Consider the following 14,454-nt stretch of genomic DNA (forward strand, 5'->3'; position numbering starts at 1 on the left):
GCGCCCGGATCCGGTGCCGCCCTCACGGGCGCGCGTACGCCTCCCGGCGGCGCGGCCCACCACATGGAGGACGAGGGCGGCGGCGAGCACTCCGAAACCGGTCCAGACCGCGGGCTTGAGCACGAGGTCCGAGGCCCAGGCCGCCACCGCACCCCCGATCCCGCCGAACATTCCCAGCAGGCCGGACATCGCCAGTCCCACCGGTACCAGGGAGAGGGCCGCCATACGGGTGGCCGCGGCGAAGCGGCGGCGGTAGGCCGTCAGGAAGGCGACGGCCAGTCCCACCGCGGAGAGCGCCGCGCAGACTGTCATGGTCAGCATGTGTCCATCGTGCCGCTCCCCGCCCCGGATGTGCCACGTTCCGCCCCGCGATCTCGGGGGGGGTTCCGGGCCCTCTCCTCCCGGGGACCCCCTTGCGCACCTCCCGTCCTCCTCCCGGAGCCGGGCTGGGAGACTGTCGGCATGAACGACACCCGCCCCGCCCGCCCCGTCCTGGACGTCTGGTGCGAGCTGCAGTGCACCGACTGCGACCGGGCCATGACCGACCTGCGCGCGCTGCGCGAGCGGTACGGCGACGCCCTGGAGATCCGGCTGCGCCACTTCCCCCTGGACAAGCACCGCCACTCCTACGCCGCCGCCCAGGCCGCCGAGGAGGCGTACGCGCAGGGCCGGGGCGACGAGTACGCCGAGGCGGTCCTGGCCCGTACCGAGGAGCTGGGAGGGCGCGGCGAGGAGCTGCTGCTGGAGGTGGCCCGGGAGACGGGGCTGGACGCCGAGGAGATGGACACCGCCCTGATCGACGGCAGACACCTGCTGGTCGTCGACGCCGACCAGGCCGAGGGCCGTGCGATCGGGGTCACCGGCACCCCGACCTACGTGATCGGCGGCGAGCGGCTGGACGGCGGGAAGAGCCAGGAGGGTCTGCGCGAGCGGATCGAGGAGATCGCCGACCGGCTGCTGGCCGGGGACGGGGAGAGGCCCGGGCGGAACGGTTGAGTGCCGCGTCGGCCGGAAGCCGGGGGTGCCCACCGCGGGCGGCTTGCGGACGTCTCGCGGTGGACCGGAGCTCAGGACTCCGGTGACGAGACCGGCCGGCCGTGCTCGCGTGCTCTCCCGTGGAACGCCCTCTTCCCCGGCCGGGTGCACGACGAGGCCGGCTCGTGTGACGGCGAGCGGGGCATGGGTGGCGGCGCTCTCCTCCGCCGGGCGGCGGTTCGCCTCCGGGGCCACCGGAATGGCGAGGGACGGAGTCAGGCGGTGCCGACGGCCGCAGCGGGACGCCGGCCGAGGGTCCCCAGGTACCAGTCGACGAAATCGACCAGCCGCTCGCGCGGGAGGGGGGCGTCCATGGAGACCGCGGCGTGCCGGAGGGTCTCGGTCAGCTCGAAATGCCTGGTGGCGCTCAGGTAGGGCCGGTAGAAGGTGAATGACTGGTCCAGTCGCCGCTCGGCGGGGGTGAACCCATCAGCAGCGGCGACGAGTGCCGGTTCGGGTATTCCGACCCGTTCGGCGATGACCGACAGGGTGTCGGCGACGCCGGCCTGGGAGGCGTTGGACAGATGGTAGACCCCCGACGGCGCACCCGCGGAGCTGAGCGCGACAGCGCCGTGTGTGACGAGGTCGACCGGTACGAGGTTGAGCAGTGCGTCCTTGTCCGCCCTGATCCGCAGGGGCGGGCCGGTGAAGTCCTGGCGGTTGCGGAGCCGCAGCGCCAGCAGGGTCTTGACCATGCCGTACAGGCCGCTGAAGGTGGTGGCGCCTAAGGTGGTGCCGTGGCCGATCACCGCGCTGGGGCGCAGGATCCGCAGGGTGGGGAACCCGCTGGAGGAGACGATCCGCTCGCCCAGGATCTTGGAGTGCTCGTACCAGTTGTTGGGACGTACCCGGAGGTCCACCGGCGCGGCGGGAACCCGCCCGGCACGGTCGCCCACCACATAGGCGGTACTGATGTGGTTGAACACGTCCGCCCCCAGTCGCTGGGCCAGGGCTGCCAGGTGGCGCGTGCCATCCACGTTGCTCCGCATGATCGCCTCCTTGGCCTCGTCCTCGAAGGCGAGGGAAGCGGCGGAATGCCAGATCTGGGAGATGGGGCCGATCCGCGCACCACTGGTGCCGCACAGCGGCAGAGTCAGGTCCCCGGCCACGGCGCGGCAGCGCCGACCGGCCTGTTTGAGCACTGTCTCGCGCCGGTAGACCCTGGCCGCGTCTCGGAGCGCGGCGTCCAGGCGCTCCTGGGCGGGCCTGCCGCCGCGTGGCCGTACCAGGCACACCAGCTCGGCCTCGGGATGGTGCTCGAGCAGGTCCAGGGTCAGCAGCCCTCCTATGAGCCCGGTCGCCCCGGTGATCAGGTGTCGCTCCATCGGAACCGCCTCCTCGTCTGTGCCCTGGCAGGGCACGACCATCTTTTCCGCTCAGTTGAAAAGATCACAACAACCGGCAACACGGTACTGCCGATCGGGGGCAGAGGTCGCCACGAGGAATCGGCTTCGGAGAGCGGGCCGTCGGGCTCCGGCCAGGAACGCGCCGAGCGCCCGCGGCGCACCGCCCGCCCCTGCCTCACAGTCGGCCGGCACCCGGCCCGCGCCGGTTCCGGGGTCCCGGCCTCCGGGCCGGTGAACCGTTCCGGCCCGCCGGACGACGGCTCCTCGGCGAACCGTCCGCCGCGTGCCTCTCGCCCGGCGGGCAGCCGTGCGACGGACTCACCGAGGTGCGCATGCCCCCGTCGGCCGTGCACAACCGGCGCCCCGTCGAGCCGGAATCACGTTCGCCCCGCTTCCTCCGGCTTCCGACCCGGTGCTCCCCCGAAGTCCTGGAACAGCGGCTTGTGCAGGTGGTGGGCGGTCGGCCGGTGGCCGAGCGACTCGTACAGCCGCAGGGCCGCGGTGTTGTCCGTGAAGACGTTCAGACCGAGTGTGCGCACCCCGGCCGCCAGGCACTCGCGCTCGGCGGTGAGCATCAGCGTCCGGCCGTGGCCCCGGCCGCGGTGCGCCGGGGCCACCTCGATGTCGAAGACCCAGGCACCGGGTCCCGGCGCACGCGCCGTCGCCAGCCAGAGCGTGCCGACATCCACTCCCGCGTGGACGAGGACGCGCAGGGCGGTGCCCGCGGTCTCCGGTCCGTCCGGCAGCAGTTCGGCGTGGTCGGCCTCGGATTTGAGACGGGCCCGCCCGGGGTCCATGCCACGCTCGGCCCAGAGGCGGGCGTAGCCCTCCCGGCGGCTCTCCAGCCATGCCGGGTACTCGTCCGCGGTCAGGGGGCGCACCGTGCTGCCGGCGGGCGGCTCGGGCGGTCCGGACAGCTCCTTGGCCATGTTCCGGTTGCGCTCGGTGTAGCCCAGGGCCGCGGCCAGCCGCAGGGCGGGGCCCGCGTCCGCCGGGACACTCGCCTCGATCCGGCGGCAGCCCCAGCCTCGCAGCACCTCCTCGGCCGCGAGCGCGGCGACGGTGGCCCGGCCCCGGCGGCGGTCGGGCCCGTGGACGGCGAGTTCCTCGACACGGCCGGCCGACGGGCCGAAGCACTCGTCCGTGGCCAGCCGCAGGCGACCGACGGGACGGCCGTTGACGCAGATGTCGTACGAGCGGGAGCGGGCGCCGTCCGCGGCGTGCCGCTCGGGTCCGGTGGGGCGCAGGGTGGTGGTCATCACCTGGGTTCTACCCGCCTCGGCGCCCCGTTGTCACCGGGTGCGGGAAGATCCGGGGCCGCGGGGGCACGGCCGCCCCTCACGGATCGATGTCGGCCGCCGAGCGCTCGGCGAAGATCCGCATCGCCTTGGCCGTGACCGGTCCCGGCGCGGAGGGCAGTTCACGCCCGTCGATCCGGTGGACGGCCTGGACGTCGCGCAGGGTGGAGGTGAGGAAGACCTCCTCGGCCCGCTCCAGAACGTCCAGCGGCAGGTCGCTCTCCCGCGCTCCCGTCCACTCGACCACCAGCGCGCGGGTGATCCCGGCGAGGCAGCCGGAGGCGAGCGGCGGGGTGTGCGGCTCGCCGTCGAGAACGACGAAGACGTTGGAGCCGGTGCCCTCGCACAGCCGCCCGACGGTGTTGCCGAACAGGGCCTCGGAGGCGCCCTGCCGGTGGGCGTGGGCCAGCGCGACGACGTTCTCGGCGTACGAGGTGGTCTTCAGACCGGTCAGCGCACCGCGCTCGTTGCGGGTCCAGGGGACGGTGACGACGGCGGTGGTGTCGGGGTGGGGCTTCGCCTCGCCGAGGGCGACGACCAGGGTGGGCCCGGCGTTGCCCCGGTCGGAGCCGAGGGGGGAGAGCCCGCCGGTGTAGGTGATCCGCAGCCGGCCCAGCGGCACGGGATTGGCCTCCACCACGGCGGTGCAGGCGCGGCGCACCTCGTCCCGGTCCGGCTCGGGCAGGCCCAGGCCGCGGGCGGAGGCGGCCAGGCGCTCCAGGTGACGGGTGAGGGCGAAGAGGCGCCCGCCGACCGTCTTGACCGTCTCGAAGACCCCGTCGCCGACGGTCAGTCCGTGGTCGAGCACGGACACCCGCGCGGCGTCGGCGTCCCGCAGTTCTCCGTCCACCCAGATCAGCGTCATGCCCCAGTTCCTCCGGTCCCGCCCGCCGTGCCCGCCGTGCCGGTGGCCCGGACCGCGCCGTTGGCGGAAGGCGTCTTCGCGTACTCCCCCGACGCTACCGCGAGCAGCCGCTCCGCCTTGAGTCCGGTCTCCTCCCATTCCCGCTCCGGGTCCGAGCCCCAGGTGATCCCGGCGCCGGTGCCGAAGCGCAGCGCCGGGCCGCCGGGCGCGGCGCGGTCGATCCAGAAGGTACGGATGCCCACCGCCAGTTCCCCGGCGCCGCGGTCGGCGTCCACCCAGCCGATGCCGCCGCAGTACGGGCCGCGCGGAGCGGTCTCCAGCGAGCGGATGACGCGCAGGGCGCTGGACTTGGGGGCACCGGTGACCGATCCGGGCGGGAAGGTGTGCTCCAGCAGGTCGGCCCAGCCGACCCCGGGCGCCAGTTCGCCGCGGACGGTGGAGACCAGGTGGACGAGTCCGGGGTGCGACTCGACGGCGCACAGGGCGGGGACGGCGACCGAGCCGGTGGCGCTGACGCGGCCGAGGTCGTTGCGGACCAGATCCACGATCATCACGTTCTCGGCGTGGTCCTTGTCCAGCAGATCGGCGGCCGTGCGTCCGGTGCCCTTGATGGGACGGGACTCCACGATGCGTCCGCGGCGGGCGAGGTACAGCTCGGGCGAGGCCGTGGCGACCTCGACCCCGTGGGCGGGGAGGCGGACGGTTCCGGCATGGGGAGCGGGGTTGCCGCGTGCCAGGAGCGCGGTCAGCTCGTCGGGGTCGGCGGCGGCCGGGTCGGGCAGCGGCGCGGTGAGCACACGGCAGAGGTTGGCCTGGTAGACCTCGCCCACGGCTATGTGCTCGCGTATGCGCCGCACACCCGCCGTGTAGGCGGCGCGGTCCAGGGAGGACGTCCAGGCACCCCCGGCCGGTCCGCGCCAGCGGCCCGGCCGGGGGCGGGGTACGGGGGCGGGCCGCACATCGCCGAAGCGGGCGCAGACCAGGCGCCCCTCGAAGTCGGCGACCACCGCCCACCAGCCGGCGGAGTCCAGGGCGGCGGGGTCGCTGGTGACATCGCGCAGGTTGGTGGCGACAAGGCCGCCGAAGCGGGCGAGAGGGGCCGGATCGTGCACGCGGCGAGTCTATGGCGGGCACGCTGGGGAAACGGAATTTGAGCTGGCCCGGGAATCCGCTAGAGTTCATGTCGTCACCGAACGCGGCAGCGGGCGGCGACGGCAGCTCCCGAGCACCGCCCCGGGGGATGCGCTGCGGACGTAGCTCAGTTGGTAGAGCACCACCTTGCCAAGGTGGATGTCGCGAGTTCGAGTCTCGTCGTCCGCTCGATGGGGTCCCTGCGGTCCCCGTGCTGGTGGAGTGGCCGAGAGGCGAGGCAACGGCCTGCAAAGCCGTCTACACGGGTTCAAATCCCGTCTCCACCTCGGACGATTAGCTCAGCGGGAGAGCGCTTCCCTGACACGGAAGAGGTCACTGGTTCAATCCCAGTATCGTCCACCGAAGGCCCTTCGGGGCCTTTGTTCCGCGCGATTAGCTCAGCGGGAGAGCGCTTCCCTGACACGGAAGAGGTCACTGGTTCAATCCCAGTATCGCGCACGTGGCACACCGCACCTCGGACGATTAGCTCAGCGGGAGAGCGCTTCCCTGACACGGAAGAGGTCACTGGTTCAATCCCAGTATCGTCCACACCACGAAGGGCCGGAGTCTGGTGCTCCGGCCCTTCGTCACGCTCCGGGCCGCCTCGCGGTCACGGCCGGAGTGCGGTCGGGAGGAGAACAGCATCCTGCTGAAGCTCTTGTGGTGGCCGTGGTGCGGGGCTCCCCAGGCGGGAGGAGCCGCCGGGCAGGGCTGGGCGGCCGGTCCCGGCAGGGCGAGCCAGGCCGCGACCACTGCGACTCGAGGCGGGTGAGCGCCTCCAGCTCCCCGTAATCGAGGAAGACCCCCGGCAGCCGCCGCACTGCTTGATCTGGACTCCGCTGCGGTTGTAGGTCCGCATGTGCGCGCGCCACGGGGTCCCCGTCCGTTCCGGACTCGCCTGCGCGGGCCGTCCGGCGGATCGTACGGCCCCGTACGGCGCGATGCCCGGGCAGTTCCCCAACTGCCCGGGCCCCACGCGCCGTCCGCCGTACCCCCGTCCCCACGGGGTTGGGTGACCGGATGTCCCGGCTCGGGCCGCTCTCCCGAGCCCGGGGCCCTGTGTCAGAGCCCCAGCAGTCCGGCCACGGACGACGCCTGAGTGATCACCGCTTCCGCACCGCCGAAGACGACGGCCAGCAGAACGGCCAGCGGAAGGACCATGACGGCGGCCACCATCGGGTGGCGGCGGCCGCCCGGCCGGGTGCCGAGGGCGGCGAACTCCGCCGGGCGTCCCCGTGTCCGGGCTGCCGGGCGCTCCGCTGTGTGCGCCATGGTTCCACTCCTGTCGTGGTTTGGGGCGGCGAGTGTCTGACCTCGGGGGACGAGTGCTGCACCCGCCGCTTGAGGACAACAGTAGGAGCGGAGGGGGTCGTTCGGCGTCATGCCCGCGTACCGAACGGTGGCCTCCCGCAGGATGACTCCGGCCCGCCCCGGGTACTCCCCAGGGTGGAGAGGTTCCCCCCCGGGCCCGGGACCCTCCCGGAGAGGACCGTAAGGGACGGGACGAGCCGCGCGGCCGCTCAGCGCGTCGGATCCTGCGCGGTGTCCTCCCTCGGCACCGGGTGTTCGACCAGAGCCAGCACCCGGTTGGCCATGAAGCGCGCGGTGCGCACCACCGTGCCACTGCGGGTGATCTCGCTCACCTCCACCACTCCCCTGCGCACCTGCGTCTCCACGCGCCGGCCCGCACGCGTGGCCGCCATCTCATAGGTACGGGTGGTGTCCCCCGCGTCCACCACGATCTCCACCCAGTCGCCCTTCATCGTGCGATCCCCCTTCCGGGAAGGCCGGTCGGACGCCTCCTGAGCAGGGTTTTCCCCACCCCTGACTACCGCGCGCCCACTGCTTCATTCTCCCACCGGGCACTGACAACCGGCATGGTCCGCATGCGCGGCCTGTCGGCGCGCGGGGGCCGCAGTCCGTAAGCTGTGGCACGTCAGAGGACCGGGCAGTGCGGGGCCGCCCACCGGGGCGGGACGGGCTCCCGGCCGGAGGCAGGGGAAGGACATGGCGATGATGCGGCTCCGGCGCGAGGACCCGCGAGTCGTCGGCTCGTTCAGGCTCCACCGGCGGCTGGGCGCGGGCGGCATGGGTGTGGTGTACCTCGGCTCCGACCGGCGCGGGCAGCGGGTGGCGCTGAAGGTGATCCGGCCGGATCTCGCGGAGGACCCCGAGTTCCGCTCGCGCTTCGCACGCGAGGTGTCGGCGGCCCGCCGGATCCGCGGCGGGTGCACGGCGCGGCTGGTGGCGGCTGACCTGGAGGCGGACCGCCCCTGGTTCGCCACGCAGTACGTGCCGGGGCCGTCGCTGCACGACAAGGTGAACGAGGAGGGCCCGCTGCCCGCCGCCCAGGTCGCCTCGATCGGCGCGGCGCTGGCCGAGGGGCTGGTGGCGGTGCACGAGGCCGGCGTGGTGCACCGGGACCTGAAGCCGTCGAACATCCTGCTGTCGCCCAAGGGTCCTCGCATCATCGACTTCGGTATCGCCTGGGCGACTGGCGCCAGCACCCTCACACACGTCGGCACGGCGGTGGGTTCCCCAGGCTTCCTGGCGCCCGAGCAGGTGCGGGGCGCGGCGGTGGCCCCGGCGACGGACGTGTTCTCGCTGGGCGCGACGCTGGCGTACGCGGCGACCGCGGACTCTCCCTTCGGACAGGGCAGTTCGGAGGTGATGCTGTACCGGGTGGTGCACGAGGAACCCCATCTGCACGGTGTGCACGCCGCGTTGGCGCCGCTGGTGAGGGCGTGCCTGGCCAAGGACCCGGAGGACCGGCCGAGCACACTGCAGCTGTCGCTGCGGCTGCGGGAGATCGCCGCCCGGGAGGCGCGCGGGCTTCCGGAGGGCGCCGCCACGGGGGCGGCCCTGCACCCGGCGCGGCCGGCCGGGAAGCGGGCCGAGCAGTATCTGCGGCAGCGGACCCGGCACGACGGCGACCGCCCCCGGGGCGGTCGCGACTCCCGTAGAACTCCCGGCCGCGCGGGCCGGGACGGCCGGAACGGATCGGGCGCACCCCGGGGCCCGGTGCCGCGCACACCGTCCCGGAACACCGCCCGGCCGTCAGCCGGGGTGCGGGCGGGCGGCACGGCGGGGGACTCCTCGGCCCGGCGTCCGGTACGCACTTCGGGCGGCACCCGGCCGGGGCCGCGACGGCCGGCGAATCCCCGCCTGCTGCGCCAGCGCCTGGTCGTGTTCGTGACGGTGACGCTGCTGGTCGCTCTCGGCATCGCCGCGGCACAGGGCTGTGAGGGGCCGGCCCGGGGGCTGGGGCACTCCTCGGTTCCGGCCGGCGCCGCGGAGGCGGCCGGAACCGGGGCCGGCACGGCGGACCCCGTCGGCGCGGTGGGGCGCCCGGCTCGTTGACGCCCCCCACTTCGGCGCTTACAGCGCGCCGAGCGCGGACAGGACGGTCAGGCACAGCGGGAGGGTCGCGGCGAAGGCGCCGCCCGCGTGCAGCACGGCCTCGGGGAAGGAACTGCCCGCTGCGCCGGAGAGGATGCCCGCGACCAGGGCGACGAGGACGGAGAACAGGACGGCGACCAGGACCCACAGGGCTCTGACCATCGGGGGGTGCGATACGGGCTGGGTGCTCATCGGTCGTCTTCCTTCCCTTCGGAAGGACGGCCGGAGCGGGCTCGGACAGCTTCAGCCCGACCGCCCTCTGGACGGGGTAAAGTCGAGGTCCGCACCCCCAGTGCAGACCTGCGTTTCATCGACGTGAGCGGGCCGAGGCGGCGGTCGACCCGCCGCCGGCCGCGCCGACCGAGTACTGGCGCGTTCACTTTATCACCCAGTGTCACTGGATGCCCGCTTTGGCGGGCAAGGGACACCTGGACGGATTTATCCCACAGCGGGGCCGGTCGCGTAGAAGGCCACGGCCCCGGCCGCGGCGACGTTGAGGGAGTCGACGCCCGCGCTCATGGGGATCCGCACGGTCACATCGGTGGCCACGACCGTGGACGGACGCAGTCCGTCTCCCTCGGAACCGAGGATCAGGGCGAGCCTGGGGTGCCGCCGGGCCGCGAACTCGCCGAGGTCGACCGCATCCCCGTCCAGGGCGAGCGCCGCTGTGACGTACCCCGCCCCGCGCAGCACCTCCACGTCCTCGGGCCAGGATTCCAGTCTGGTCCACGGCACCTGGAGGGCCGCGCCCATGGAGACCTTGACCGAGCGCCGGTAGAGGGGGTCTGCGCAGTCCGGGGAGAGCAGCACCGCGTCCATACCCAGCGCCGCGGCGCTGCGGAACAGGGCGCCCACGTTGGTGTGGTCGTTCACGGCCTCCAGCACCGCCACCCGGCGCGCGTCCGCCAGCAGGTCCGCGGGACGCGGGAGGGGCTTGCGGCGCATCGAGGCCAGGGCCCCGCGGTGCACGTGGTAGCCCGTCACCCGCTCGGCCACCTCCGGGCCGACGCTGTAGACGGGCGCCCGGGCCGCGGCGACCACGTCGCGCATCGCCTCGGCCCACTTGGGCGTCAGCAGCATCGACCGCATCTCGTAGCCGGCCGCGAGGGCGCGCCGGATGACCTTCTCCCCTTCGGCGATGAACAGACCCTCCGCCGGTTCGCGCACACTCCGCAGGCGGACGTCGGTCAGATTGGTGTAGTCACCCAGGCGCGGATCGGCGGGATTCCCGACGGGGACCGGACCCCGGGCCGCCCCGCTCCCGTCTTCCGTCACGGCGGGCTCCCCGCCCTGCGCCCCGGTCCGCCCGGTCTCCGGCGCCGTCATCGGCCGGTCCCGGCCCGGTTCACGCCGACCACCTCGCCGACGACGATCACCGCGGGCGGACGTATGCCCTCCTCCTCCACCGCGCGTGCCGCGGTCGCCAGAGTGGCGTCCACCCGGCGCTGGCCGGCCATGGTGCCCTCCTGGACCACGGCGACGGGCGTGTCCGGGGCCCGTCCGTGCTCCACGAGGGCCTCGGCGATGGCACCGATGCGCTCCACCGCCATCAGCATCACCAGGGTGCCGCGCAGCTTCGCCAGAGCCTCCCAGTCCACCAGCGAACGCGGGTCGCCGGGGGCGACATGGCCGCTGACGACGGTGAACTCGTGGGCCACCCCGCGGTGCGTGACCGGGATGCCCGCGGCACCGGGCACGCTGACGGAGCTGGAGATGCCGGGCACCACGGTGACCGGGATCCCGGCCTCGGCGAGCGCCTGCGCCTCCTCCATGCCGCGACCGAAGACATAGGGGTCGCCGCCCTTGAGGCGTACGACGAACCTGCCGGCCCCGGCGTGCTCCACGAGGGCCGCGTTGATGGCCTCCTGGGCCATCGCCCGGCCGTAGGGGATCTTCGCCGCGTCGATCACCTCGACGTGCGGCGGCAGTTCGTCCAGCAGGTCGCGTGGGCCGAGCCGGTCGGCGATCACCACGTCGGCCTCGGCCAGCAGCCGGCGACCGCGCACGGTGATCAGGTCCGGGTCGCCCGGGCCTCCGCCGACCAGGGCGACCCCGGCTCTGCGGGCGCGGTGCCGGGGGGCGGTCAGGGTACCGTCGCGCAGGCCCTCGACCACGGCGTCGCGCACGGCGGCCGAGCGGCGCGGATCGCGTCCGGTCAGGACGGCGACGGTGACGCCCTCGCTGCGTCCGGTGGCCGGAGTCCAGGCCGTGGCGGCCTCGGCGTCGTCGCTGCGGACGCACCACACCCGGCGCTCCTCGGCCTCGGCGGAGGCAGCCGCGTTGGCGTCGGCGTCGTCGGTGGCGACGACCGCGTACCAGGCGCCGTCCAGGTCGCCCGGGCGGTAGGCGCGGCGCTCCCAGCGCAGTTCGCCCGCCTCGGCCATGGCCTCCACCGACGGAGTGGCCGAGGGCGCGATCACCAGGACATCGGCGCCCGCGGCCAGCAGCGCGGGCAGCCGCCGCTGGGCGACGGTCCCGCCGCCGAGGACGACCACACGGCGCCCGGTCAGACGCAGGCCCACGGGATAGGCGGGGTGCGCGGAGTGGTCGGACATGGCGGTGCGGCTCCTCGGAGGATCGCGGGCCGCTGCGGCGGTGGAGCGGCGGGAACGGGACTGACTGCGGAGGGCAGCGGGTGCGGGCAGCGTACGACGCGGCGGCCCGGACCCGCTGTGCCCCAGGTCACCGGAAGGACCTGGGTCCTCCCGGCGGCCTGCGGACGGTGCGACGGCGGAGCGCGTCAGTTCTTCTCGGTGACACCCGCCGAGTCGAAGGTGGCGACCTCGTGCATGGCCCGGGCCGCGCTCTGCACCACCGGCAGAGCCAGTAGGGCTCCCGTCCCCTCGCCGAGCCTCAGGTCGAGGTCGATCAGGGGACGCAGGCCCAGCTTGGTCAGCGCGGCGACATGGCCCGGCTCCGCGCTGCGGTGGCCCGCGATGCAGGCCGCCAGCGCCTCGGGCGCGATGGCCCGCGCCACCAGGGCCGCCGCTCCCGCGCTCACCCCGTCGAGGACGACGGGGGTGCGCAGCGAGGCGCCGCCGAGGATCAGCCCGGTCAGCGCGGCGTGCTCCAGCCCGCCGACCGCCGCCAGGACGCCGAGGGGGTCGGAGGCGTCGGGCCGGTGCAGCTCCAGGGCGCGGCGCACCACCTCGACCTTGCGGGCGTGCATCTCGTCGCTGACGCCGGTGCCGCGTCCGGTGACCTCGGCCGGGTCGGCGCCGGTGAGGACCGAGATCAGCGCGGCGGACACGGTGGTGTTGGCGATACCCATCTCACCGGTCAGCAGCGCCTTGTTACCCGCCGCCACCAGATCGCGGGCGGTCTCGATGCCCACCTCGACCGCGCGCAGCACCTCCTCACGGGTGAGCGCCGGTCCGGTGGTGAAGTCCGCCGTGCCGGGTCGCACCTTGCGCGGCAGCAGACCAGGCGCGGACGGCAGGTCGGCTGCCACGCCCACGTCCACCACGCAGACCTCGGCGCCCACCTGGCCCGCGAAGGCGTTGCAGACCGCGCCTCCGGCCAGGAAGTTGGCGACCATCTGCGCCGTGACCTCCCGCGGCCAGGCGGTGACACCTTGGGCGTGTACCCCATGGTCCCCGGCGAAGACGGCGACCGCCGCGGGCTCGGGGACCGGCGGGGGACACTGCCGGGCCAGCCCGCTCAGCTGCGCGGAGATGATCTCCAGCATCCCGAGCGCACCGGCGGGCTTGGTCATCCGCTTCTGGCGCTCCCACGCCTCGCCGAGCGCCTTGGCGTCCAGCGGGCGGATGCCCGCCAGGGTCTCGGTGAGCAGGTCGTGCGGTTCCTCGGCCCCGGGCAGGACCCGGCGGCCGTATGACTCCTCGTGGACGACCCAGGACAGCGGGCGGCGCTTGGACCAGCCAGCCTGCACCAGCTCGGGCTCGTCCGGGAAGGTGTCCACGTACCCGATGCACAGGTAGGCGACGACCTCCAGATGCTCGGGCAGGCCGAGGACCCGGACCATCTCGCGCTCGTCGAAGAAGCTGACCCAGCCCACGCCCAGGCCCTCCGCCCGGGCCGCGAGCCAGAGGTTCTCCACCGCCAGGGCCGAGGAGTAGGGCGCCATCTTCGGCTGGGTGTGGCGGCCGAGGGTGTGGCGGCCGCCGCGGGTGGGGTCGGCGGTGACGACGATGTTGACCGGAGTGTCGAGGATCGCCTCGACCTTCAGTTCCTTGAACTGCTTGGCACGGGCCCGGGGCAGCGACCGGGCGTACGCGTCGCGCTGGCGCATGGCCAGCTCGTGCATCGTCCCGCGGGTCTCCTCGGAGCGGATGAGGACGAAGTCCCACGGCTGTGAGTGGCCGACGCTGGGGGCGGTGTGGGCCGCCTCCAGGACACGCAGCAGCACGTCGTCGGGGATCGGGTCGGAGCGGAAACCGTTGCGGATGTCGCGCCGTTCGCGCATGAGGCGGTGCAGCGTCTCGCGTTCGGCCTCGTCGTACCCCGGAGCCGCGGGGGGCGGGGCGGGCGCGGCACCGGCGTCGTCCGGGCCGGCGCCGGCCGGCTTTGGCGTCTCGGGCCCGTGCGCCTGCCCGGCGGCGGGTACGGCCGCCTCGACGTCGGCGGACGGCTGGCCGGCGGCGTCCCCGCCGGCCTGCCCGTGGCCCTGCTCGGGCGTCCCGTCGGTGACCGCCACGGCCTCCATCACCTGCGGTCCGGCGCCCGGCACCGCCGCCACGGCGAGCTGCTGCTCGGGGGCCGGCGCGGGCGCCTCCTCCACCGGTTCCGCCGCGGGCTCCGGCTCCGGAGCGGGAGCCTGGGCCACGGGTTCGGCGGGGACCGGACCGGCGGGCACTGGCTCGGACTGCGCCCGGGGCGACGCGGGGCCGTCCGCAACCCCGGGAGCGGGTTCCATCGGGGTGGGTTCGGCGGAGGTCGTCCCAGCCTCTGATCCGGCCCCGGTCTCCGTCTCGGTTTCGGCCTCCGCCGCGACGGGGTTCCCAGCGCCTTCCGGGCCCTGCGGAGCTTCCGCCGTGTTCTCCGCGTTCTCCGTGACCTCCGGTGCTCCGGGGCCGTGCACCTGCCCGGCGGCGGACCGGGGCTGTTCCGGTTCCACGGCCTGTGCCTCATGGGCGGTCCGCGCTCCGGGATCGGCCGCGGCCGGCTCGGGTCCGGGCTCCGGCTCGGCGGCCGGAGCCTCGGCCGTCCCGGACGCGGGCTCCGGTTCGGGCTCGGGGGCCGGTACGGGCGCCTCCTCCACCGGTTCCGCCGCGGGCTCCGGCTCCGGAGCGGGAGCCTGGGCCACGGGTTCGGCGGGGACCGGACCGGCGGGCGCCTCGACGTTACCAGCGGCGGGGGGCATCGCGGCGAGGTCCGGGCCGGGCAGCGGCTCGGACGGCCATCCGGCCGCCGGCCGCAC

General features: G+C 74.5%; 13 protein-coding genes, 5 tRNA genes and 1 pseudogene. 7 read left to right on the plus strand and 12 right to left on the minus strand.

Annotation, left to right across the window (positions count from 1 at the left end; translation table 11 throughout):
* Positions 1-321 (minus strand): hypothetical protein (locus LJ221_RS18890; RefSeq protein WP_241717919.1); only part of this gene is annotated, 321 nt, incomplete at its 3' end.
* 141 nt (positions 322-462) lie between these two features.
* On the opposite strand from LJ221_RS18890, the gene LJ221_RS18895 reads away from it, so the two are divergent.
* The gene (locus tag LJ221_RS18895) at positions 463-996 is read left to right on the plus strand and encodes a DsbA family protein (RefSeq protein WP_241717920.1); all 534 of its coding nucleotides are present in this window, start codon (positions 463-465) and stop codon (positions 994-996) included.
* A 254-nt stretch (positions 997-1,250) separates the two neighbouring features.
* Here LJ221_RS18895 and LJ221_RS18900 read toward each other — a convergent pair whose 3' ends face one another.
* The 4 genes from LJ221_RS18900 to LJ221_RS18915 form a co-directional block, all read right to left on the minus strand.
* A complete protein-coding gene (locus LJ221_RS18900; protein ID WP_241717921.1) occupies positions 1,251-2,360 on the minus strand; it encodes an SDR family oxidoreductase in 1,110 nt (369 codons plus the stop codon).
* Positions 2,361-2,758: 398 nt separating this feature from the next.
* Positions 2,759-3,640 carry a GNAT family N-acetyltransferase gene (locus tag LJ221_RS18905; protein WP_241717922.1) on the minus strand — a complete coding sequence of 294 codons (882 nt, stop codon included), beginning with the start codon at positions 3,638-3,640 and terminating at the stop codon, positions 2,759-2,761.
* Positions 3,641-3,719: 79 nt separating this feature from the next.
* The gene (locus LJ221_RS18910) at positions 3,720-4,544 is read right to left on the minus strand and encodes an aminotransferase class IV (protein ID WP_241717923.1); all 825 of its coding nucleotides are present in this window, start codon (positions 4,542-4,544) and stop codon (positions 3,720-3,722) included.
* Positions 4,541-5,656: a chorismate-binding protein gene (locus tag LJ221_RS18915; protein ID WP_241717924.1), complete on the minus strand. Its 1,116-nt coding sequence runs from the start codon at positions 5,654-5,656 to the stop codon at positions 4,541-4,543. The genes LJ221_RS18910 and LJ221_RS18915 overlap by 4 nt, the downstream gene beginning before the upstream one ends.
* 135 nt (positions 5,657-5,791) lie before the next feature.
* Here LJ221_RS18915 and LJ221_RS18920 point away from each other — a divergent pair.
* From LJ221_RS18920 to LJ221_RS18940, 5 genes are all read left to right on the plus strand, one after another.
* Positions 5,792-5,864: transfer RNA gene (locus LJ221_RS18920), tRNA-Gly, on the plus strand.
* Positions 5,865-5,891: 27 nt separating this feature from the next.
* Positions 5,892-5,962 (plus strand) — tRNA-Cys (locus LJ221_RS18925).
* Between the two features lies 1 nt (position 5,963).
* A tRNA-Val gene (locus tag LJ221_RS18930) sits at positions 5,964-6,035 on the plus strand.
* Positions 6,036-6,062: 27 nt separating this feature from the next.
* Positions 6,063-6,134, plus strand: a tRNA-Val gene (locus LJ221_RS18935).
* Between the two features lie 18 nt (positions 6,135-6,152).
* A tRNA-Val gene (locus LJ221_RS18940) sits at positions 6,153-6,224 on the plus strand.
* Between the two features lie 81 nt (positions 6,225-6,305).
* Here the strand turns inward: LJ221_RS18940 and LJ221_RS18945 are convergent.
* The 3 genes and pseudogenes from LJ221_RS18945 to LJ221_RS18955 all read right to left on the minus strand — a co-directional run.
* Positions 6,306-6,534: pseudogene (locus tag LJ221_RS18945) on the minus strand (zf-TFIIB domain-containing protein); the annotation flags it as partial.
* A 203-nt stretch (positions 6,535-6,737) separates the two neighbouring features.
* Positions 6,738-6,947, minus strand: a complete 210-nt coding sequence (locus LJ221_RS18950; protein WP_241717925.1) for a hypothetical protein — start codon at positions 6,945-6,947, stop codon at positions 6,738-6,740.
* 248 nt (positions 6,948-7,195) lie between these two features.
* Positions 7,196-7,438, minus strand: a complete 243-nt coding sequence (locus LJ221_RS18955; RefSeq protein ID WP_241717926.1) for a hypothetical protein — start codon at positions 7,436-7,438, stop codon at positions 7,196-7,198.
* Positions 7,439-7,682: 244 nt separating this feature from the next.
* On the opposite strand from LJ221_RS18955, the gene LJ221_RS18960 reads away from it, so the two are divergent.
* Positions 7,683-9,035 carry a serine/threonine-protein kinase gene (locus tag LJ221_RS18960; protein ID WP_241717927.1) on the plus strand — a complete coding sequence of 451 codons (1,353 nt, stop codon included), beginning with the start codon at positions 7,683-7,685 and terminating at the stop codon, positions 9,033-9,035.
* An 18-nt stretch (positions 9,036-9,053) separates the two neighbouring features.
* On the opposite strand, the gene LJ221_RS18965 is transcribed toward LJ221_RS18960, so the two are convergent.
* The 4 genes from LJ221_RS18965 to cobT all read right to left on the minus strand — a co-directional run.
* Positions 9,054-9,266, minus strand: coding sequence for a hypothetical protein (locus LJ221_RS18965; protein ID WP_241717928.1), 213 nt, complete (start codon positions 9,264-9,266; stop codon positions 9,054-9,056).
* Between the two features lie 246 nt (positions 9,267-9,512).
* Positions 9,513-10,349, minus strand: coding sequence for an RNA methyltransferase (locus LJ221_RS18970; RefSeq protein ID WP_241717929.1), 837 nt, complete (start codon positions 10,347-10,349; stop codon positions 9,513-9,515).
* Between the two features lie 47 nt (positions 10,350-10,396).
* Entirely contained in the window at positions 10,397-11,629 is a 1,233-nt protein-coding gene (gene cobA / locus LJ221_RS18975; RefSeq protein WP_241717930.1) for a uroporphyrinogen-III C-methyltransferase, read from the minus strand.
* Between the two features lie 185 nt (positions 11,630-11,814).
* Positions 11,815-14,454 (minus strand): nicotinate-nucleotide--dimethylbenzimidazole phosphoribosyltransferase (gene cobT / locus LJ221_RS18980; protein ID WP_241717931.1); only part of this gene is annotated, 2,640 nt, incomplete at its 5' end.

Origin of the sequence: Streptomyces sp. CNQ085, from assembly GCF_022614595.1 — a bacterium.
Lineage (GTDB): Bacteria > Actinomycetota > Actinomycetes > Streptomycetales > Streptomycetaceae > Streptomyces.

Coding starts and splice junctions, on each gene's coding strand:
- LJ221_RS18895 (WP_241717920.1), top strand. CDS start 463: ATGAACGACACCCGCCCCGCCCGCCCCGTCCTGGACGTCTGGTGCGAG.
- LJ221_RS18900 (WP_241717921.1), bottom strand. CDS start 2,360: ATGGAGCGACACCTGATCACCGGGGCGACCGGGCTCATAGGAGGGCTG.
- LJ221_RS18905 (WP_241717922.1), bottom strand. CDS start 3,640: ATGACCACCACCCTGCGCCCCACCGGACCCGAGCGGCACGCCGCGGAC.
- LJ221_RS18910 (WP_241717923.1), bottom strand. CDS start 4,544: ATGACGCTGATCTGGGTGGACGGAGAACTGCGGGACGCCGACGCCGCG.
- LJ221_RS18950 (WP_241717925.1), bottom strand. CDS start 6,947: ATGGCGCACACAGCGGAGCGCCCGGCAGCCCGGACACGGGGACGCCCG.
- LJ221_RS18955 (WP_241717926.1), bottom strand. CDS start 7,438: ATGAAGGGCGACTGGGTGGAGATCGTGGTGGACGCGGGGGACACCACC.
- LJ221_RS18960 (WP_241717927.1), top strand. CDS start 7,683: ATGGCGATGATGCGGCTCCGGCGCGAGGACCCGCGAGTCGTCGGCTCG.
- LJ221_RS18965 (WP_241717928.1), bottom strand. CDS start 9,266: ATGAGCACCCAGCCCGTATCGCACCCCCCGATGGTCAGAGCCCTGTGG.
- cobA (WP_241717930.1), bottom strand. CDS start 11,629: ATGTCCGACCACTCCGCGCACCCCGCCTATCCCGTGGGCCTGCGTCTG.